We start from the raw sequence: 21004 nt of genomic DNA, 5'->3' as shown, positions 1-21004 counted from the left end.
GTCGGCGGGTCGGTACCTACAAACTTAGCCTGCCCTAACCTGTGGGCGGGTTCAGCGGTGCGAGGTCAGCGCTTCGTCGTGATGCCGGCCCGGCGCAGCGCGTTGCCGATGGCGATGCCCACCGCCGTCCAGACGACCGGACCGAGCACCGAGATGGCCAGATACGACACCTGCACCCAGGGCTCCATCGTGCCGAGATCCACCACGAGTGCGACCACGGCCGCGACGATCGCCCCGATGATCACTGCCGAGACGTAGAAGCGCCAACGGCCCCAGGCGCGGTATCGGGTCAGCGCTGCGACGCCCTCCTGGATCGCGCCGAACAGCAAGGCCGTGCCGATGAACCGCATGGCCCATGCCGGGTTGAACGCCATCCCGATCAGTGCGGCGAACAGATGGGTGATCAGGGCGACGAGGGGTCTGCGCAGCACCTCCTGGGCGATGATCCCTGGCAGCACGTGCGATCCCAGCACCAGCCCGTACAGGTACGGCGTGACGGCGAGGACGCCGATCGTCACCGCGCTGGCGATGCCCGCGACGATGCCCGTCGCGACGCCGATGGCCGCGCAGATCAGAAGAGCGCGAGTGTTCAGGGCGGCGGCGAAGGGCACCGGACCAGGCTACGCGATGGCGGGTGCGCCAGAACTCCGGACGCCGATGATGACTTTCGGCCAGAACTTCGCGAATCGGTCGCCAGCGCTCTCAGGGGAACGATAGGTTTTACGGCATTGCGGCACAGCAGCCGCTTCCGGAAGAGGAGCCCCTCATGAGACGAACCCCCCTCAGAGTGACTGCGGCCGTATCCCTGGCCGCGTTGTTCATCGGTTGCACGGCGACCACCGCCTTCGCCGCAGAGGGGGTGACGACTCCCACCCCGGTCGACGGAACGCCCGGCCACTACATCGTGGTCATGAAGGGCGATCCGCTGGCGACCTACGACGGCGACACCAAGGGCCTCCGGGCGACCAAGCCCGCCAAGGGCGACAAGCTCGATGCCCACTCGGCCGACTCGCAGAAGTACATGGCGCACCTCAAGAACGAGCAGCGCAAGCTCGCCAAGAAGCAGGGCATCAAGCCGGATGCCGAATACCAGGTGACCGTGAACGGCTTCGCCGCAGACCTCAGCGGTGCGCAGGTCGGCAAGCTGCGGGCATCCAAGGATGTGCTCGGCGTGTACGCAGACAGCATCCGTCACCCGCAGGCGCAGTCCTCCACCGACTTCCTCGGCCTCGGCGATGACGCCAAGGGTCTGGGCGGAGTGTGGCAGCAGACCGGAGGCGTCGGCACCGCCGGCGCCGGCGTCGTGGTCGGCGTGGTCGACACCGGCATCGCTCCGGAGAACCCGTCCTTCGCGGGCGAGAAGCTCAAGAAGGCGAACAACAAGAAGTCGAAGGGGCAGCCCTACACCGACGGCTCGTACGTCTACTTCGACAAGGCCGACGGCAACACGTTCCAGAGTCCGATCGTCACTGGCCAGGAGTGGGACAAGCACGACTACTCCACCAAGCTCGTCGGCGCGCAGTACTTCTCGTCCGGCGCCGCAGCGGCGGGCTTCGACTTCCAGTACGACTACCTCTCCCCGCGCGACGGCGCAGGCCACGGCTCCCACACGGCGAGCACTGCGGCCGGCAACTTCGGCGTGAAGGCATCCGTCTCGGGCGTCGAGCTCGGCTCGATCTCCGGTGTCGCCCCGGCAGCCAAGGTCGCGATGTACAAGGCCTGCTACGAGGGCCCGGACCCGGCTGTCACCACGGATGACATCTGCGCCCTCAGCGACCTGGTCTCGGCCATCGACGCGGCCGTCGCGGACGGCGTCGACGTCATCAACTACTCCATCGGCGGCGGAGCCGCCACCGGAGTCGTCGAGCCCGACGACCTGGCGTTCCTCAGCGCGGCGGCCGCGGGCGTCTTCGTCTCGGTCAGCGCCGGCAACGCGGGTCCCGACCCCATCACCGCCGACCACGCTTCGCCCTGGTACATGACCGTCGCGGCATCGACCATCCCGACCTGGGAGGGCACCGTGCGCTTCCCCGGCTTCGAGAAGGCCGGCGCCTCGGTGAGCGTGCCCTTCGGCAGCCAGATCAACGGCCCGTCCATCTACGCCGGTGATGCGGCGGCGGGTCAGGGCGCCGAGCTGTGCCTGCCCGGCACGCTGGATGCGGCCAAGGTCAAGGACCACATCGTCGTCTGCGATCGCGGTTCGAACGCGCGTGCCGAGAAGTCCGAGGTCGTGGCAGCCGCGGGCGGCATCGGAATGATCCTGGTGAACGTGCCCGGTGGCGCCGACTCGCTCGACAACGACTTCCACGTCGTCCCCACGGTGCACCTCGCCGCGGCGAACCGTGCGGCCGTCCTCGAGTACGTGCGCGGCGGTGTCGACCTCCCGGTCACCCTGATCGGTGAGAACACCACCGGCGTGGTCACCCCGGTGCCGCAGATCGCCGGCTTCTCGAGCCGTGGCCCGATGAAGGCCGCCGGCTCCGACATCATCAAGCCCGATGTGGCCGCACCCGGTGTGGCGATCCTCGCCGCGACCAACAACGCGGGCGGGGCGGCGCCGACCTTCGGCATCCTCTCGGGCACCTCGATGGCGTCTCCGCACGTCGCCGGTCTCGGTGCGCTCTACCTCGGTGAGCGCCCGAACGCGACGCCCGCCGAGATCAAGTCGGCGCTGATGACGACCGCCTACGACACCGTGAACGCCGACGGCTCGAAGAGCACCGACGTGTTCGCGCAGGGTGCCGGTCAGGTCGACGCGAAGCGCTACTTCGAGCCGGGTCTGCTGTACCTCAACGACGTGCAGGACTGGGCGTCGTACATCGAGGGCGTGCTCCCGGGCAGCTTCAACGGTGTGGACCCGATCGATGCGAGCGACTTCAACGGCGCATCGTTCTCGATCGGCTCGCTCGCCAGCGCGCAGACGGTCACTCGCACGGTCACCTCGACAGCGGCGGGCACCTACACGGCCGAGGCCTCGATCCCCGGCGTGAACGTGACCGTCGAGCCGTCGACCCTGAGCTTCTCGAAGGCGGGGGAGTCGAAGACCTTCACGGTCACGTTCGACAACGCGTCCGCCCCCGTCGAGAAGTGGGCCACCGGCTCGCTGACCTGGAAGAGCTCGGACGGCGACGTCCGCTCGCCGATGGCGGTCTTCCCCGTCACCGCCGATGCTCCCGCCGAGGTCGCCGCGACCGGCGCCGACGGCTCGACCTCGGTCGAGATCACCCCGGGGCTCGACGGCACACTGCCGCTGAACCTGAACGGCCTCACCCCTCTGCAGCTGCTCGTCGACGAGGACAACCCCGTCGACGGTCACTCCGGCGACGGCGAGTCCGGTGACGAGAACAAGGACGTGGCATGGGTCGTGAACGTGCCGAAGGGCACCACGCTCAGCCGCTTCGACCTGGACTCGTCGGATGACGAAGGCAGCGACCTCGACCTCACGGTCTACCGGGTCGTCTCGCCCACCGACCTGCGCTACTACACGAAGTGGCAGTCGGCGACGGCATCGGCAGACGAGCAGGTGACGATCTCCGCACCCACCGCGGGCACCTACCTGGTGATCGCGAACATCTACTCGGCACCGAACCCGATGACGTGGGACATGACCTACGCCAACGTGGCTTCGGGTGCGGATCAGGGCGCGTTCACCGCGACCCCGAACCCGCTGAGCGTCACGCGCGGTGAGAAGGTCTCGTACGACCTCTCCTGGTCGGGACTGGATGCCTCGAAGTACCTCGGCGTCGTGCAGTACGGCGACTCCGATGTGCGCACGATCGTGACGGTCGACGCCCGCTAGTCGCACCGCACACGACGGGGCCGGATGCTGAACAGCATCCGGCCCCGTTCTGCGTGCCCCGAAATGTGAAGCGGGTGCGCGGCGTCAGCCCTGCTTGGGCACGCGCACCTCGACGCCGTCGAGCGGGAATTTCTCCAGGTAGCCGGCGATGTAGGGGCAGTAGGGGACGATCGTGTCGCCGGTCGCCGCGGCATCCGCGAGCGCCTCGGATGCCAGCTGCTGGGCCAGCCCGCGCCCCTGGAAGGCGTGGTCGATCTCGGTGTGGATGAACCGGAACTCTCCGGGACGTCGGTCGAACTCGGCGAAGCCGGCGAGCGTGCCGTCGTAATGGATCTCGTAGCGCGAGGCCTCATCGTTGCGGCTGACGGTGATGTCGGGCATTGCTCCTCCTTCGGTTGCGTCCAACCTACGTGCTCCTGGCCTGTGGAGGGCCGAAGCCGACGTCGGCGACGGTCGATACGCTGGGGGGATGCCGACTTCATCCGATCCGTACGAGGACCTGCCCTACGCGGATGAGCCCTGGGGCGACCCGGAGGAGATGGACTGGGTTCCGCCGGAGGACGGCTGGACGCCTCCCGTCGACTGGGGCACCGCACCGATGACGCCGGTCACGGCGAACCGGAATGGGTCCCTGAGCCGGGCCCACGCGCCCCGGAGGCTCGGGACGTCGCGAAGCGACGATCCGAGTGGGGCGTGGGGATCGAAGGGCACCGCGACCCCGTCCCGCTATCCGACCGCGCTCGAGGCGCTGCGCACGGTCTTCGGCTACGACTCCTTCCGCGGGGACCAGGCTGCGATCGTCGAGCAGGTGATCGGCGGCGGGGATGCCGTCGTGCTGATGCCCACCGGCGGCGGCAAATCCATCACGTACCAGGTGCCCGCGCTCGTGCGCGAGGGCACCGGGCTGGTGATCAGTCCGCTGATCGCGCTGATGCACGACCAGGTCGACGCGCTGCGCGCCAACGGCGTGCGCGCCGCCTATCTCAACTCCACGCAGGCTCCCGATGAGCGCCGCGAGGTCGAGCGCGCCTACGTCGCCGGAGAGTTGGATCTCATCTACGTCGCGCCCGAGCGGCTGTCGTCCGCGGCGACGACGCGGCTGCTGCAGCGCGGCGTGCTGAGCGTGATCGCGATCGACGAGGCGCACTGCGTGTCGCAGTGGGGTCACGACTTCCGCCCCGACTACCTGGCGCTGGGCGACCTGGCCGAGCGGTTCCCCGGCGTACCGCGCATGGCGCTGACGGCCACGGCGACGCACGCCACCCACCAGGAGCTCACCGAGCGGCTGCACCTGGACGCCGCCGAGCACTTCGTGGCGAGCTTCGACCGGCCGAACATCCAGTACCGCATCGTGCCGAAGGTAGATCCGCGCAAGCAGCTCGTGGCGTTCATCCGCTCGATGCCCGAGGGCGCGGCCGGCATCGTCTACGCGCTCAGCCGCAAGTCGGTCGAGCAGACCGCGACCTATCTCGCCGCGCAGGGGCTGGACGCGCTGCCGTACCACGCGGGCCTGCCCGCCGAGGTGCGCGCCGCCAACCAGTCGCGGTTCCTGCGCGAGGACGGCGTCGTGATGGTCGCCACGATCGCGTTCGGGATGGGCATCGACAAGCCCGACGTGCGCTTCGTCGCGCACATCGATCTGCCCAAGTCCGTGGAGGGCTACTACCAGGAGACCGGTCGCGCCGGCCGCGACGGCGAGCCTGCGGTGGCATGGATGGCGTACGGGCTCGGGGATGTCGTGCAGCAGCGCCGGCTCATCGATCAGAGCCCGGGCGACCGCACGTTCAAGATGCGGATGGGCCAGCATCTGGATGCCATGCTCGCGCTGTGCGAGACCGTCGCCTGCCGCCGCCAGAACCTGCTGCGCTACTTCGGGCAGGAGTCCGGCCGGTGCGGCAACTGCGACACGTGCCTGGAGGCGCCCGAGACCTTCGACGGGCTCGTTCCCGCGCAGAAGCTGCTGTCGACGGTCGTTCGCCTCAAGCGCGAACGCAACCAGGCATTCGGCGCCGGGCACCTGATCGACATCCTGCGCGGAGCGTCGAACGAGCGCATCCGCAAGATGGGGCACGAGCAGATCGCCACCTATGGCATCGGCGCCGACCTGTCCGATCAGGACTGGCGCAGCGTCGTACGGCAGCTGCTGGCCCGCGGCATCCTCGTCGCGCAGGGGGAGTACGGCACGCTCGCGCCGGGTGAGGTCGCCGGCGGCGTCATGCGCGGCGAGACCCCGGTGCCGCTGCGCAAGGATACGATCGGGCGGGTCAGCGCCGGTCGCACCCGCAAGACGAGCGCCGCCTCGGACGCCGTCGCCGAGGGTGATCGCTCCCTGTTCGAGGCCCTGCGCGCCTGGCGGGCCGAGACCGCGCGCGAGATCGGCAAGCCGGCGTACATCGTGTTCGGGGATGCCACGCTGCGGGCGCTCGCCGAATCGCGACCGACCACGATGGGTGGGCTGGCCGGAGTCACCGGCATCGGCGAGAAGAAGCGGGACGCCTACGGCGAGGCCGTGCTCGAGGTCATCGCGGGCCACTGACCCACGCGGCCGTTCGCGCTGCGTCAGGCGCGCCGCCGACTTCTCGGCGGCAGCCGAAGAGCGTCGGTGGCGGATGCCGGGAACCGGCACTTCCCATCTCCGCCGCGAGTCGCGGATGGAAACGTCGGAGGCGGATGCCGGGAACCGTCACTTTCCATCTCCGCCGCGAGTCGCGGATGGAAAACGTCGGTGGCGGGTGCCGGGACCCCGCACTTTCCATCTCCGCCGCGAGTCGCGGATGGAAAACGTCGGTGGCGGGTGCCGGGAACCCGCACTTTCCATCTCCGCCGCGAGTCGCGGATGGAAAACGTCGGTGGCGGATGCCGGGAACCGGCACTTTCCATCTCCGCCGCGAGTCGCGGATGGAAAACGTCGGTGGCGGATGCCGGGAACCGGCACTTTCCATCTCCGCCGCGAGTCGCGGATGGAAAACGTCGGTGGCGGATGCCGGGAACCCGCACTTTCCATCTCCGCCGCGAGCCGCGGATGGAAGATCGGCTCAGGCGGATGCGCCGGCGTAGGCCTCGGCGTGCACGTGCACCGTGGCCGCACCGCCGATGAGCTTGGACACCGGGCAGCGTGCATGCGCGGCGGCGACCAGGTCGGCGGTCCCGGCATCCGAGAGTCCCTCGGCCGAGAGGTAGCCGTCCACGTGGAACTCGTAGCCCGCCTCGGCGGCGTGCAGTTCCACCTCGACCCGCACCGCGGTGCGCCGCTCACCGCGGACGATCGCCTGCGCGGTGGCGTTCAGGCAGGTGACCCAGGCGAGCGCCAGCAGCTGCTCCGGGTTCGAGGCGGATGCGTCGAAATCCGCGGCCAGCGGTGACGACACATCGACGGACATGCCGTCGAGAATCCGGCTGATGCCGTCTCCGCCCTCGGTGTTGATCGCTTCGGTCCGGTACCTGGCACTCATCCTTCAACTATAATTGGATCACGTACAGAAAGGGCTGCGCGGGCCCTGGCGGCCTGCGGCCCGCCCATCGACGCGAGAGCCCCGCAATGTCCACCTCCTCCACGATCGTGGAGTTCCGCAGCATCACCAAGCGGTTCCGTCCCGGCGAGTCGGCGGCCCTCGAGGACGTCACCCTCAGCATCCGCTCCGGCGAGATCTTCGGCATCGTCGGCGAGAGCGGAGCCGGCAAGTCGACCCTCCTCGAGCTGGTCAACGGGCTCACCGCGCCGACCTCCGGAACGGTCACCGTCGCCGGCACCGACGTCGCCTCCCTCGACGCAGGGGCGATGCGCACCCTGCGTCGCGGAATCGGCACGGTCTTCCAGGGCGTGCACCTGCTCAGCAACAGCACGGTGCGTGACAACATCCGTCTGCCGCTGCGCCTCGGCCGCCGAGACGGCGGGCCGGCGCTGAGTCGGAAGCAGCAGCACGAGGAGGTCGATCGGATGCTGAGCTTCGTCGGCCTCGCCCACCGTGTCGACCACTTCCCGGCTCAGCTCAGCGGCGGTGAGCGCCAGCGGGTGGGGCTCGCGCGTGCCCTCGTCACCCGACCGCCCCTGCTGCTCTGCGACGAGCCGACCTCCTCGCTCGACGCCTCCACCACGGGAGACATCCTGCGTGTGCTGGCCGACGCGCGCGAGAAGCTCGGCACCACGGTCATCGTCATCACTCACGACCTCGACGTCGTCAAGGTGCTCTGCGATCGGGCAGCACTGCTCGAGAAGGGGCGACTGCGCGAGGTGTTCCCGATCACGCGCACCGCTGCCGCCCGGACCCTCCCCAGCTACTACGAGCAGGTCAAGCGGGAGCTGATGTCATGAGCTGGCTCACCGACCTGCTCGCCCAGTACGGCGAGGACATCGCGAAGTCCCTGGCCGAGACCGGGTACATGATGCTGGCCTCGCTGCTCGCCGCGGTGCTGATCGGCCTGCCGCTGGGGATGATCGTCTACCTCACCGAGCGCGGCGGCATCGCCGAGAACCGCGCCGTGAACATCGGCGCGAACCTCTACATCAACGTGGTGCGTTCCTTCCCGTTCCTGCTGCTGGTGGTGTTCTTCATCCCCTTCACCCGCGCCGTGATCGGCACGAGCTTCGGCACCGTGGCCGCCACCTTCCCGCTGTGCTTCGTCGCCGTCGCGATCTACGCCCGGCTCACCGAGCAGATCCTGCGGGAGATCCCCACCGGCATCCCGCTGGTCGCGCGGGCGCTGGGCGCGACGGTTCCGCAGGCGGTGTTCCGGATGCTGCTGCCCGAGGCCCGCTCGGGCCTCGTCTACGCGCTCACCTCCGCGGCGATCAGCCTGCTGTCGTACTCGACGGTGCTGGGCGTGGTCGGCGGTGGCGGCATCGGCGACTTCGCCATGCGCTACGGCTACCAGGTCTACAACGACAACCTCATGTACCTCGTCATCGTCATCATCATCGTGTGCGTGCTGGCCATCCAGGCCATCGGGCACCGCACCTCGGTGCGCCTCGATCGCCGCTGATCGCCGCACCCACCGACCCGAACACCCCCAAGGAGAACAGAACCATGAAGAAGTCACGCATCGGAGTGCTCGCGGCGGCACTGGGGCTCGCCCTGGTCGTGAGCGGCTGTGCGGCATCCGCGCCCGCCGATCAGAAGGCCGAGTCGCCGCAGGTGCTGAAGGTTGCCGCGGTCACCGCGCCGATGACGGATGTCGTGAAGGCGGCCGGCGAGGCCATCGAAGGCGACTACAAGGTCGAGCTCGTCGAGGTCGGCGACTACATCACCGCCAACACGATCCTGAACAGCGGCGACGTGTACGCGAACTTCTCGCAGCACGTCCCCTACATGGAGACCTTCAACGAGGGCAACGACGGCACGCTCGTCGGTGTGCAGCCGGTGTACAACTTCCTCATCGCGTTCTACTCCAAGACGCTCGAGGACATCGCCGACCTGCCCGACGGCGCGACCATCGCGATCCCCGACGACCCGTCCAACACCGGGCGCGCGCTCAAGCTGCTCGCCGCGCACGACGTGATCTCGCTGGACCCGAAGATCGACCCCTACGCCGCGACCGTGAAGGATGTCGTCGGCAACCCGAAGCACGTGGAGTTCCTGCAGGTGCCGATCGCCTCGCTGAACGCCGCGTACGAAGAGGCCGACCTGGTGTTCCAGTGGCCCTCGCACATCATCGCCCTGGGGCTGACCCCGCAGAAGGACGGCCTGATCACCGAGCTCGACGACCGGTTCGCGCTGAACCTCGTCGTGCAGAAGAAGGATGCCGACAGCGCCGCGACGGCCGCGCTGAAGAAGGCGTTCACCAGCGATCAGGTGCGCGAAGTCATCGAGGGGAACGGAACCATCCAGACGGCCTGGTGACAGCAGGGCGACACTCTATGACGCCGCATGACGACGCGGGCCGTCATGCGGCGTCATACGGTTCTAGCGTTGATGCTCATGAGCATCGACCAGAACACCGGCACCAGGGTGACGATCCGCACCGCACGTGATGTGCACGCGCTGCTGGCCGAACGCGGTTCGCAGGGCAGGAGGACGAAGGCGATCATCGTCCTCGCCCTGGGCGGAATCTTCATGGACGCCTACGACTTCTCGTCGCTGGCCTTCGGCATCACCGCAGTCAAGGAGGAGTTCGGCCTCGATCCGCTGATGACCGGTTTCGTCAATGCGGCGATCATGGTCGGCTCTGTGGTCGGTGCGCTGTTCGGCGGGATGCTGGTCGATCGGTTCGGTCGCTACAAGCTCTTCATGGCCGACATGGCCTTCTTCGTGGTCGCCGCCATCGGCTGCGCGCTCGCGCCCAATGAGTGGGTCCTCATCGTCTTCCGATTCGTGATGGGCGTCGGGGTGGGTCTCGATCTGCCGGTCGCGATGGCCTTCCTCGCCGAGTTCTCCAAGCTGACCGGGTCGGGCAGCCGTTCGCAGCGCGTGAACGCCTGGTCTCCGGCCTGGTACATCGCCACCGGCTTCGGATACCTGCTCGTGCTCGCGGTCTTCCTCATCCTCCCGGTCGCGCAGCAGGGGCTGCTGTGGCGGGTCGTCGTCGGCTTCGGTGCGGTCCCTGCCATCATCGTGCTGCTCGTGCGACGCAAGTACATGGCCGAGTCTCCGCAGTGGCTGGCCGATCAGGGCGACCTGCGCGGCGCGGTCGACGTCATGCGCTCGCACCACGGGCTCGACGTCGAACTGGGTGCGGATGCCGACACCATCCGTACCACGGCGAAGCGCACCGGCCACTGGCGCCAGTACGGCGAACTGTTCGCGGCGCGCTATCGGCTGCGCACGATCGCGGCGCTCTGCGTCTCGGTGTTCTCCACCTTCGGGTACAACGCCGTCGCCTATGGCACGCCGCTGATCATCGCCATGCTCTTCCAGCAGGGACCGCTGGTGACGATCCTCTCCGCCCTCGTCATCAACCTCGGCTTCGGTGCGGCCGGCGGACTCCTCGGAGTCCGCCTCATCAACCGTGTCGGGGCGCGGCGGATGACGATCATCGGCTTCGCGATCCAGGCGGTCTCCCTACTGCTGCTCGCCCTGGTCGGCATCCCCACCGGCGCTCTCGTCCTCATCTCGATCGCCATGCTCGCGGCGTTCGTGTTCGCCCAGGCGGGCGGGCCGGGCGCCAACTTGATGAGCTATGCCACCCTCTCGTACCCGACCCGCCTGCGCGGCGTCGGCGTCGGCTTCAACGAGGCGGTCAAGCGCGTCTTCTCGATCGTCTCGCTGGTCTTCTTCCCGGTGCTGGCCGCATCGCTGTCCACAGGCGTCTTCTGGATCGTCGCCCTGGCGCCGCTGGTGGGCTTCGTCTCGCTGCTGATCATCAAGTGGGACCCGACGGGCAAGGACGTCGACGCCGAGGACCTCGACGGCTGAGCCGATCGGATGCCGGGGCCGCGGTCCTCACACGACTCGCGCGCCCAATGTTCCAGAACGGGCGGGTGTCGGCGAGGCGCAGTCGCATCTTCTGGAACCCGGTCAGGCTCGTGTCTCAGATGTGGCGGCTGGCGCCGCTGCGCATCCGCCACTGCTGAGACACGGCAGGCGAGGAGAGGCGGATGCGCCCCGGCGTGAGCCGACGTGTGGGCGGATGCTGTGGGGTCGCGACAACGCGACCGGAGCCCGCGCCCCTCGATGATTGTCGGAGTGGCACAGACGACTTCACTCTGATTTGTCGCAGACCTACCATTGACGCAACCCCGCTCCGTTCTGAGAGGAATCGTCATGGTCGACGCCGCCGTCCGATCCACCGCCGCAACCGCCGCCGCTGAAGGTGGAAGCGTCGACGTCGCGCGCATCACCGAGCTGCTGATGGGCACCTGGGCAGACACGCGCCGCGAGTCGCGCGAGCTGATCAAGGATCCGGCGTTCTGGCGTGACGACAGCCTCGGCAAGGACGCCCACCGCGAGCGCGTGCTCACCCAGCTGCACCTGCTGGTCGAGAACGGCGCCGTGCACCGCGCGTTCCCGAAAAGATTCGGTGGCGAGGAGAGCAACGGCGCGAACGTCGCCGGGTTCGAGGAGATGGTGACCGCTGACCCCAGCCTGCAGATCAAGGCGGGGTGTGCAGTGGGGGCTGTTCGGCTCCGCCGTGCTGCAGCTGGGCACAGCGCCGCACCACGACAAGTGGCTGCCCGGGATCATGGACCTCTCCATCCCCGGCGCATTCGCGATGACCGAGATCGGCCACGGCTCCGACGTCGCCGCGGCCGCCACCACCGCGACCTTCGATCCCGAGACCGATGAGTTCGTCATCAACACCCCGTTCCGCGCGGCCACCAAGGAGTTCCTCGGCAACGCCGCGCTGCACGGCGTCGCGGCGACGGTGTTCGCCCAGTTGATCACCAACGGGGTCAATCACGGCGTGCACTGCTTCTACGTGCCGCTGCGCGGCGAGGACGGCGTCGACCTGCCGGGCGTCACCCGCGAGGACGACGGGCTCAAGGGCGGCCTGAACGGCATCGACAACGGCCGGCTCTCCTTCGACCACGTGCGCATTCCGCGCACCAACCTGCTGAACAAGTACGGCGACGTCGACGCCGAGGGCACCTACAGCAGTCCGATCGACAGCCCCGGCCGTCGCTTCTTCACCATGCTCGGCACCCTGGTGCAGGGGCGCGTCTCCCTCGACGGCGCGGCATCCTGGGCATCCGCTCTCGGCCTGCACATCGCGATCACGTACGCCACCCAGCGCCGCCAGTTCGACGGCGCCGACGGGCAGGAGGTGGTGCTGCTCGACTACGGCAAGCACCAGCGCCGGCTGCTGCCGCGCCTGGCGACCACGTACGCGCACATCTTCGCGCACGACGAGTTCCTGCAGAAGTTCGACGGAGTCTTCTCCGGTCGCACGGACACCCCCGACGACCGGGAGGATCTCGAGACCCTCGCCGCCGCGCTCAAGCCGCTGTCGACCTGGCACGCCCTCGACACGCTGCAGGAGGCGCGTGAAGCCTGCGGCGGCGCCGGCTACATGTTCGAGAACCGCCTGGTCGGACTCCGCGCCGACCTCGACATCTACGCGACTTTCGAGGGCGACAACAACGTGCTGCTGCAGCTGGTCGGCAAGCGACTGCTGACGGATTTCGCGCAGCAGTTCACGGGTAAGGATGCGGCGGCACTCGCCAAGTACGCGGTCGGTCAGACCGCGGGCAAGGTCTTCCACGGCGCGGGTCTGCGCACGCTCGGGCAGGCCGTCGCCGACCTCGGCTCGACCGCGCGCTCAGTGGAGCTGGGCCTGCGCGAGGAACAGCAGCACGAGCTGCTCACCGAGCGCGTGCAGCAGATGGTCGCTGACATCGCCGGCCGTCTGCGCCCCGCGGGCAAGGACAAGGTCCTCGGTGAGAAGCTCTTCAACGAGAACCAGGCCGAGCTGATCGAAGCCGCCCGCGCCCACGGCGAGCTGCTGATGTGGGAGGCGTTCACCGACGCCGTCAACCGCGTCGACGACCCCAGGACCAAGACGGTGCTCACCTGGTTGCGCGACCTGTTCGGGCTGACGGTGATCGAGAAGCACCTCGCCTGGCATCTCATCAACGGGCGCCTGTCGACGCAGCGCGCCGCCGCCGTCTCGAGCTACATCGACCGGCTGTGCGCACGGCTGCGTCCGCACGCGCTGGAACTGGTCGGCGCGTTCGCCTACGAGCCCGAGCACGTGCGTGCACCCATCGCGAGCGGCATCGAGCAGCAGCGTCAGGACGAGGCCCGCGCGCACTATGCCGCGCTTGAGGCGTCGGGCACGGCGCCGCTCTCCGAGAAGGCGCTGCACAAGGCGAAGAAGAAGCAGAGCAAGCAGGGCTGAATCACCCGGCCATGTGTGCCACATGGTCGGAATCGCCCTGCGTGATACGGCCATGTGTGCCACATGGTCGGCATGGGATGTCGCACCTGCCGGGTAGCGTGATCCTCATGAGCAACGTGACGCAGATCGGCGAACTCGCAGCCTGGGGCGGCGAGCGGGGCAAGCAGTTCCTGGAGAAGGAGATCGGTTCGCAGTTCGCCGGCGTATCGGTGAACACCACTCAGCCCGGGGGTGAAGCGCCGTTCTGGCATTCGCACGGGAGGCTCGAGGAGATCTACATCGTGATCGACGGCCGCGGCGAGTTCGCGCTCGGCGACGAGGTGCTTCCCCTCGAGGCCGGCACCGTCGTCCATGTCGAGCCCGGCGTGATGCACGCGCTGCGCGCACTGCCCGACAGCCCGACGCCGATGCGCTGGGTGTGCGTGCGCGCCGCCGGCATGGCGCTCGGCGAGACGGCCGGCGATGCCGAGCTCGACCGCGAGCGCCCCTTCCCCTGGCACGCATGACCTCGCTGCTGACCGGCCCGGACGGACGGGCGCGCTGCGCGTGGACCGGCGACGACCCCGAGTATCGGCGCTACCACGACGAGGAGTGGGGCACTGCGCTGCACGGCGATCGGGCGCTGTTCGAGAAGATGGCGCTGGAGGGCTTCCAGGCAGGGCTGAGCTGGATCACCATCCTGCGCAAACGCCCTCGCTTCCGTGAGGTGTTCGCCGGGTTCGATCCGCAGATCGTCGCGGAGTTCGGGCCGGACGACGTGGATCGGCTGATGGCGGATGCAGGGATCATCCGCAATCGCGCGAAGATCCTGGCCACGATCTCGAACGCCGTCCTCGTGCGCGACATGGCCGACGGCGAGCTGGATGCGCTGATGTGGTCGTTCGCGCCCACCGCATCCGCTCGCCGCCCTCGGGAACTCGGCGACGTTCCCGCGGTGACCGACGCATCCACTGCCCTGAGCAAGACCCTCCGCAAGCGCGGCTTCCGATTCGTGGGACCGACCACCATGTACGCGCTCATGCAGTCATCGGGGATGGTCGACGATCATGTCGACGGATGCTGGCGCGCGATCGCGGACTGAGCACTGCTGAGGCGTGTGATGGATTGATCTCGCTATCTGCGCGATCGGCGAGGGCACGCTAGGCTTTCCGCGGCGTGCAGTGCGCGCCAAGGGGGGAATTCCAGTATGCGAGTACTGACGTGGGTGCGGGCGCGCCCGAAGAGACTGGCGGCGACGGCGGGGGTCGTGGTGGGTGCGGTCGCGCTCACCGGCATGGCTTTCGCCTATGACGGGCTGCCGACCGCGAAGGTCGAGCTCAACGATGCGGGCGTGTGGCTGACGAAGACCTCGAGCCTGCTGGTCGGCCACTTCAATCATGAGTCCACGGTGCTCGACGGCGGACTGCGCACGGCCGGCGAGGACTACGACGTCCTCCAGGACGGCGGCACCGTTCTGGTCGCGGACCGGGGCAGCATGACGCTGACGGCGGTGAACCCCGCACGGGTGTCGCTCGATGACAGTGCTCCGCTCCCTCCCGATGCGAAGGTCTCCCTCGGTGCACGCACCGCCGCCGTGCTGGATCGCGCCTCCGGCGACCTCTGGGTGGTCGGCACGACGGCGATCTCGGGCTTCGACATCAAGGGCGAAGAACCCCTGATCAAGCTGGGGAAGAACGCCGACGTCGTCGTCGGACGCGACGGCACCGTCTTTGCGCTGTCCGCCGCGCGCGGCGAAGTCGTCACCATTCCCGTGGACGCGCAGGGTGATCCTCTGGAGCCGAAGTCCGATTCGGTCGGCAAGATCGACTCATCCGAGCGTCCCTCGATCACCGCAGTCGGCGTTACCCCGGTGGTGCTGGACGCCGCTGCGGGAGTGGTGACCACTCCCGGCGGCTTCCGCACCGAGCTCGGCGAGCTGGGCATGGGGTCCGCGAAGGACGCCGTGCTGCAGCAGGCATCCGCCGAGACCGATGCGGTGGCGCTCGCCGGCGTGCATCAGCTCGTCCGCGTGCCGATGGACGGATCCGACCCTGTGGCGGTCGAAGCCGGCGGCGAGGGCATCCCCGCCGCACCCGTGTACCTGAAGGGCTGCACGTACGGCGCCTGGGCAGGCTCTGCTCGGTTCATCCGCGACTGCGCCGGAGAGCGCAGCGATGTCGCCGAGAAGATCCCCGGCGCTGAGAAGAGCACCCGCCTGACGTTCCGGGTGAACCGCGACGTCATCGTGCTGAACGACATCATCGGCGGTGAGGCGTGGCTGGCCGATGAGAGCCTGCAGCGCGTGGACGACTGGTCGATCCTGACGCCGCCCGACGGCGACACCGAGGACGAGGACGAGTCCACGCAGGAGACCATCGAGACCTCCCTGCCCGATCGCAAGGAGGAGAACACTCCTCCGGTCGCCGAGGACGATCCCGGCCTCGGAGTGCGGCCGGGCGGAACCACGCTGCTTCCCGTGCTCGACAACGACAACGACTCCGACGGCGACGTCCTGGTGGCCTCTCTCGCCGATGCACAGCCGTCGATCGGCGAGGTGCAGCCGATCCTGAACGGCGCGGCGCTGCAGATCATGGTGCCTGAGGACGCCACCGGGCAGGCGTCCTTCACCTACGAGGTGGATGACGGTCGCCCGAACGGCACCGACACCGCCGTCGTCACCGCCACCGTCTATGACTGGGACACGAACTCGGCGCCGAAGGCGAAGCGCGTCACCAAGCTCTCCGTCGAGTCCGGTGGCACGCTCTCCTACAACGTGCTGCCCGACTGGATCGACCCTCAGGGCGACGACGTCTACCTGCAGAACGTGATCCCCGCGCAAGGGGATGAGGTCGACTTCACCACCGACGGTCAGCTGACCTATCGCGCGGTGGGGAGTCTGCAGGGCCGCAAGGAGATCGAGATCGTCGTCTCGGACTCCCTGGGGGAGGCCGTGAGCGGAAAGATCCTGCTCGACGTCAAGCCGCCGGGGACGACGATCCCGGTCACGAACGCGGACCACATCGTCACCCGCGTCGGCGAGACGGCGACCGTGTTCCCCCTGGCGAACGACACGAGTTCGGGTCGCGACGAGTTGCGCCTGACCCGCGTGGATCCGCTCGAGACGGCCCGGGTGCTGCCGGACTATCCGAAGAAGAAGTTCACGTTCAACGCGGCCGCGGCCGGTGTGTTCTATGTGCAGTACCTGGTGTCGGCAGGTCAGGCGGATGCCAAGGGCATCGTGCGCGTGGACGTGCTGGACAAGCAGGAGTCGGAGCTGCCGCCGGTGGCGGTGCGCGATATCGCTCTGCTGCCCAAGGGCAGCGAGGCGCTGGTCGGGGTTCTCGACAACGACTCCGACCCCTCCGGGGGAGTGCTCGTGGTGCAGTCGGTGACGGTGCCGCCGCACAGCGGGATCGCCGTGTCCGTGCTCAACCATGAGACGCTGCGCATCAGCGATCAGGGTGCCCTGGACGCGCCGGTGAAGGTCACCTACCGCATCTCGAACGGCTCGAAATCCGCCGAGGGGGATGTGACCGTGGTGCCCATCCCCGCACCGTCGAAGCTCGCCGCGCCCGTGGCCCACGACGATGAGGCAGTGGTCCGCGTCGGTGATGTGGTGACGATCCCGGTGCTGGACAACGATGTGCATCCCAACGGGGACGTGATGCACGTCGCACCGGAACTGATCGAGCCGCTGGTGGATCCGAAGGACGGCGAGGCGTTCGTCTCACAGGACCAGGTGCGCTTCCGCGCCGGGTCCGAGGCTCGCACGGTCTATCTCACCTACGAGGCCGAGGATTCGATGGGGCAGAAGGCCGGTGGTCACATCACCGTGCAGATTCTGCCACTGGATGCCGATGTCAACGCCCCGCCGCGGCCCCGTGACTTGACCGCCCGTGCCCTGGCGGGCGGGACGATCAGGATCCCGGTCCTGCTCGACGAGATCGACGGCGACGGCGACTCCGTCGAGCTGCTGGGCCAGGACATCGCCCCCATCAAGGGTCAGATCACCGAGACCGGCGGCGACTACCTGGAGTACGAGGCATTCGCCGACTCGGCCGGTGTGGACACGTTCACCTACCGTGTGCGAGACCGCCTGGGCGCCGAGGGCACCGCCACGATCCGGGTCGGCATCGCCCCTCCCGAGGCGACGAACCAGGCGCCCTATGCCGTGAAGGACGCCGTGGTCGTGCGGCCCGGCCGCTCGGTCGCCGTGCCCGTGCTGGCCAATGACTCCGACCCGGAGGGCGACGAGATCCGCCTGGTGAAGGACGGCCTCGACGTTCCCGAGAAGAGCGGGCTGAAGGCGACCCTCTCGGGCGACCGGGTCATCGTCGTCGTGCCGGACCACGAGATGGAGGCGTCGTTGAGATACACCATCCGTGACGCGAAGGGCGCCGAAGCAGACGCCCCCATCCTGGTGACGGTGGATGAGGACGTCCCGTTGATGACGCCGATCGCCAGGGACGATCGCGTGCGCGTGGAGGATCTGAAGGATTCGCTCACCACCGATCTCGACATTCTCGGCAACGACGAGGATCCGGATGGCACCGCCGAGGGGCTGAAGGTCGCGATCGAGGACGGCGCGAAACTCGTCGGCGACCGCAAGGCCCGGGTCACCGTGACGGAGGACCGTCAGCTGATCAGGTACACCGTCACCGATGAGGATGACAGGGTGGCCTCGGCGTTCATCTTCGTGCCTTCGATCAGTGAGTTGCGCCCCTCGCTGGTGTCCACGAAGCCGGTGGAGGTGAAGAGCGGGGAGACGAAGGAGCTGCCGCTGTCGGAGTATGTCACTGTCGCCGGCGGCGGCACCGTCCGCCTGACGGAGGCGTCGAAGGTCAGTTCCGGGCACGGCAACGGCGACACCCTGATCAAGAACGAGACCACTTTGGTCTACACGTCTCAGAAGGGCTACTTCGGCAAGGATTCTTTGAACTTCGAGGTGACCGACGGCAAGACGGTCGAGGATCCGAAGGGTCGCAAGAGCACCCTCTCGATCCCGATCCTGGTGCTGCCTCCCGAGAATCAGCCCCCGGTCTTCGTGAACGGACAGGTCGAGGTGGCGCCGGGCGAGGACGCGACGTCGCTGGATCTGGCCGCATTGACCACGGATCCCGACAAGGAGGACGCGGACAAGATCCAGTACCGCGTCTCCGGCCAGCCTGGCGAGGGCGTCAGCGCGCGACTGGAAGGCACTCGACTCCTGGTCGAGGCGCCGACCACGACACCGAAGGGCACCACGACGGCCGTTCGCCTGACGATCACCGACGGCACGACGGAGCCCGTCGAGGGCACGGTGTCGGTGACGGTCACCGCATCCACTCGTGATCTCGCCGTGGCGAGCCCCGACACGATCGATGAGGCTGATCAGGGACAGACGATCACCGTGCCCGTTCTGGGGAACGACATCAATCCGTTCGACAAGGAGGGCATTCCGCTGAAGGTGCTCGCAGCCGCCGTGGAGAGCGGTGACGGCGACGCACGTGTGGCGGGTGATGAGGTCGAAGTCACCCCCGGCAAGAAGTTCGTCGGGGTGATGGTCGTGCGCTATCGCATCCAGGACGCGACGAAGGACCCCGATCGTGAGGTCGACGGTCGGATCACCGTGATCGTGCAGGGTGTGCCGGATGCACCGGGTGTTCCCCGGGTGACGACCGTCGAGGACCGTACAGTGGTACTGGCCTGGTCGGCTCCGTCCAACAACGGCGCCGAGATCGACCACTACACCGTGACCTCGGTCGGTGGGCGTCCCTATTCGAAGACGTGCGAGACGACCACATGTACGCTTGACGGTCTCGTGAACAACGTGGAGTACACCTTCCAGGTCGTCGCGCACAATCGCGTCGGCGATGGTGAGCCCTCGCCGGTGTCCGAACCTGCGCGACCCGATGTCCGTCCCGAGAAGCCGCTGCCGCCCACGCTCGAGTTCGGCGACAAGTCTCTGAAGGTGCGGTGGACGACACCGCAGTCCAATGGCTCGCCGGTGGAGTCGTACACGCTGCAGATCTCGCCGGCGCCGCTGAGCGGATCCTCGGAGAAGTCCGTCAGTGGCACCCTCAACCTCATCATCTGGGACGGACTCGAGAACGGCACGAGCTATCAGGTTCGGGTGCAGGCGCACAACCAGGCGCCCGACCCATCCGACTTCAGTCAGTTCTCCCTGGCCGAGATCCCCGCCGGCAAGCCCGGCGTGGTGGCCGCACCGCAGGTGCAGAGCGCGCCGTCGGTCGGCAGCGAGGCGCAGATGACGGTCAGCTGGGGCAACGCGGATCCGAACGGCGACGCGGTCAAGAACTACGACCTGGTCATCTATCGCGGCGGCAGCGTCTTCAAGACCGTGTCGGTCGGGACGGCGACATCGCAGACGGTCTCGGTTCCGACCGATCCCGCCGACTACACCTACGCCGTGCGATCGACGAACAAGGCCGGCGACAGCGACCTCAGCCCGCAGTCCGCGCCGCGCCGCGCCTTCGGCAAACCGGGTGCGCCGACCAATGTGAAGGCGACTGAAGGCGACAGGCAGATCACGGTCAGCGGTTCGGTTCCGGACTCGGACCTCAACGGCGCCAAGCGGAGCGAGCTCCATTACCAGTACCTGATCACCGGCGGGTCGTGGACGAACTGGAACGGCGGGGCGATCCCCGCTGAGAACGGGACGGACTACACCGTGCGGCTGAGGGCGTATTCGGTGATCGACGGCCAGCAGTCGCAACCTGGCGACGCCTCCGCTGCGTCCAACCAGGTGACCCCGTACGGCACACCATTCGCACCGACGGGTTCGGCGTCGAAGTCGGGCGCCACCGCGATCAACCTCACCTGGAACGCGGGCGGATCCGACAACGGCCGCCCCGTGACCACGTACATAAGCGTGAACGGCGGGGGCTGGGAGCAGGTCGCGACGAGCGGAAGTCGGACTGTCGGCAACGGGTACAACCAAACGCACAGCATCCGGGTCCGGGCCGTTGCCTCCCCGGGTGGCGCGGCGGAATCGGGGACATACTCCGCAACCACCGATGCGCCCCCGGTTCCCAGGGCCACGACCGTGAAGGGCACCCCCGGATACTGGCCTGGGACGGGCAACGGCGACGCATGCACGACTTACTCCTGCGCGTACATGGCGATCTCGGTGACCGATTTCCCCGCGGGCAATTATCCGCTGTACTGCAACGATGGTCCGAACCCGGGCCAGCGCTGGGGCGGCAGAACCGTATACGTGCCGGCCAACGGCACGGTGAACCTCACGTGCTACTTCGGGAACCCTGGCGCGACGGTCTGGGCGACGATAGGCGGCTGGGGTGACGCCGCGGCGATGACCTGGTACTGATCGATTGTCCATGAAGCGGATGAGACGGACGCAGCGGTCGCCGGCCACGCCACGGGTACTTCTGCCCATCCCCGCGCCTCTTTCGTCACGCGATCAGCCGGTTACAATAACACGGGCGCGCACGGTCG

Annotated in this window: 12 protein-coding genes and 1 pseudogene; 10 read left to right on the top strand and 3 right to left on the bottom strand. The window is 68.2% G+C overall.

The genetic code is table 11. From position 1 onward, the window contains the following. Positions 1 to 65 precede the first annotated feature (65 nt). Positions 66 to 611 carry an ECF transporter S component gene (locus QF046_RS09365; RefSeq protein ID WP_307368974.1) on the bottom strand — a complete coding sequence of 182 codons (546 nt, stop codon included), beginning with the start codon at positions 609 to 611 and terminating at the stop codon, positions 66 to 68. A gap of 155 nt (positions 612 to 766) precedes the next feature. On the opposite strand from QF046_RS09365, the gene QF046_RS09360 reads away from it, so the two are divergent. Further along, complete coding sequence (locus QF046_RS09360) at positions 767 to 3799, top strand: S8 family serine peptidase (protein WP_307368972.1); 3033 nt, start codon at positions 767 to 769, stop codon at positions 3797 to 3799. An 84-nt stretch (positions 3800 to 3883) separates the two neighbouring features. Here QF046_RS09360 and QF046_RS09355 read toward each other — a convergent pair whose 3' ends face one another. Further along, complete coding sequence (locus QF046_RS09355) at positions 3884 to 4180, bottom strand: GNAT family N-acetyltransferase (RefSeq protein WP_307368968.1); 297 nt, start codon at positions 4178 to 4180, stop codon at positions 3884 to 3886. Between the two features lie 88 nt (positions 4181 to 4268). On the opposite strand from QF046_RS09355, the gene recQ reads away from it, so the two are divergent. Further along, positions 4269 to 6335: a DNA helicase RecQ gene (gene recQ, locus QF046_RS09350; protein WP_307368964.1), complete on the top strand. Its 2067-nt coding sequence runs from the start codon at positions 4269 to 4271 to the stop codon at positions 6333 to 6335. A gap of 499 nt (positions 6336 to 6834) precedes the next feature. Here recQ and QF046_RS09345 read toward each other — a convergent pair whose 3' ends face one another. Next, a complete protein-coding gene (locus tag QF046_RS09345; RefSeq protein WP_307368961.1) occupies positions 6835 to 7251 on the bottom strand; it encodes an OsmC family protein in 417 nt (138 codons plus the stop codon). 86 nt (positions 7252 to 7337) lie between these two features. On the opposite strand from QF046_RS09345, the gene QF046_RS09340 reads away from it, so the two are divergent. The 8 genes and pseudogenes from QF046_RS09340 to QF046_RS09305 all read left to right on the top strand — a co-directional run bounded on the left by QF046_RS09340 (position 7338) and on the right by QF046_RS09305 (position 20876). Beyond that, on the top strand, positions 7338 to 8111 hold the full coding sequence (locus QF046_RS09340; protein ID WP_307368958.1) for a methionine ABC transporter ATP-binding protein: 774 nt from the start codon (positions 7338 to 7340) through the stop codon (positions 8109 to 8111). After that, positions 8108 to 8779 carry a methionine ABC transporter permease gene (locus QF046_RS09335; protein WP_307368955.1) on the top strand — a complete coding sequence of 224 codons (672 nt, stop codon included), beginning with the start codon at positions 8108 to 8110 and terminating at the stop codon, positions 8777 to 8779. Before QF046_RS09340 ends, QF046_RS09335 begins: the two co-directional genes overlap by 4 nt. A 44-nt stretch (positions 8780 to 8823) precedes the next feature. After that, on the top strand, positions 8824 to 9636 hold the full coding sequence (locus QF046_RS09330) for a MetQ/NlpA family ABC transporter substrate-binding protein (RefSeq protein ID WP_307368952.1): 813 nt from the start codon (positions 8824 to 8826) through the stop codon (positions 9634 to 9636). A gap of 78 nt (positions 9637 to 9714) precedes the next feature. Further along, on the top strand, positions 9715 to 11148 hold the full coding sequence (locus tag QF046_RS09325; protein ID WP_307368948.1) for an MFS transporter: 1434 nt from the start codon (positions 9715 to 9717) through the stop codon (positions 11146 to 11148). Between the two features lie 348 nt (positions 11149 to 11496). Next, positions 11497 to 13570 (top strand): annotated as a pseudogene (locus tag QF046_RS09320) (acyl-CoA dehydrogenase). Positions 13571 to 13677: 107 nt separating this feature from the next. Further along, the gene (locus QF046_RS09315) at positions 13678 to 14076 is read left to right on the top strand and encodes a cupin domain-containing protein (protein ID WP_307368946.1); all 399 of its coding nucleotides are present in this window, start codon (positions 13678 to 13680) and stop codon (positions 14074 to 14076) included. Continuing rightward, positions 14073 to 14651, top strand: a complete 579-nt coding sequence (locus QF046_RS09310; RefSeq protein ID WP_307368945.1) for a DNA-3-methyladenine glycosylase I — start codon at positions 14073 to 14075, stop codon at positions 14649 to 14651. The genes QF046_RS09315 and QF046_RS09310 overlap by 4 nt, the downstream gene beginning before the upstream one ends. A 105-nt stretch (positions 14652 to 14756) precedes the next feature. Then, complete coding sequence (locus QF046_RS09305) at positions 14757 to 20876, top strand: Ig-like domain-containing protein (RefSeq protein WP_307368942.1); 6120 nt, start codon at positions 14757 to 14759, stop codon at positions 20874 to 20876. The last annotated feature ends 128 nt before the right edge of the window (positions 20877 to 21004 follow it).

This window comes from Microbacterium sp. W4I4, from assembly GCF_030816235.1.
Taxonomy (GTDB): domain Bacteria; phylum Actinomycetota; class Actinomycetes; order Actinomycetales; family Microbacteriaceae; genus Microbacterium.
This window is presented reverse-complemented; position numbering and strand designations above follow the sequence as displayed.

Excerpts from the sequence above, each read along its gene's own strand:
- QF046_RS09360 (WP_307368972.1), top strand. The coding sequence starts at position 767 with ATGAGACGAACCCCCCTCAGAGTGACTGCGGCCGTATCCCTGGCCGCG.
- QF046_RS09355 (WP_307368968.1), bottom strand. The coding sequence starts at position 4,180 with ATGCCCGACATCACCGTCAGCCGCAACGATGAGGCCTCGCGCTACGAG.
- recQ (WP_307368964.1), top strand. The coding sequence starts at position 4,269 with ATGCCGACTTCATCCGATCCGTACGAGGACCTGCCCTACGCGGATGAG.
- QF046_RS09345 (WP_307368961.1), bottom strand. The coding sequence starts at position 7,251 with ATGAGTGCCAGGTACCGGACCGAAGCGATCAACACCGAGGGCGGAGAC.
- QF046_RS09340 (WP_307368958.1), top strand. The coding sequence starts at position 7,338 with ATGTCCACCTCCTCCACGATCGTGGAGTTCCGCAGCATCACCAAGCGG.
- QF046_RS09335 (WP_307368955.1), top strand. The coding sequence starts at position 8,108 with ATGAGCTGGCTCACCGACCTGCTCGCCCAGTACGGCGAGGACATCGCG.
- QF046_RS09330 (WP_307368952.1), top strand. The coding sequence starts at position 8,824 with ATGAAGAAGTCACGCATCGGAGTGCTCGCGGCGGCACTGGGGCTCGCC.
- QF046_RS09325 (WP_307368948.1), top strand. The coding sequence starts at position 9,715 with ATGAGCATCGACCAGAACACCGGCACCAGGGTGACGATCCGCACCGCA.
- QF046_RS09315 (WP_307368946.1), top strand. The coding sequence starts at position 13,678 with ATGAGCAACGTGACGCAGATCGGCGAACTCGCAGCCTGGGGCGGCGAG.
- QF046_RS09310 (WP_307368945.1), top strand. The coding sequence starts at position 14,073 with ATGACCTCGCTGCTGACCGGCCCGGACGGACGGGCGCGCTGCGCGTGG.
- QF046_RS09305 (WP_307368942.1), top strand. The coding sequence starts at position 14,757 with ATGCGAGTACTGACGTGGGTGCGGGCGCGCCCGAAGAGACTGGCGGCG.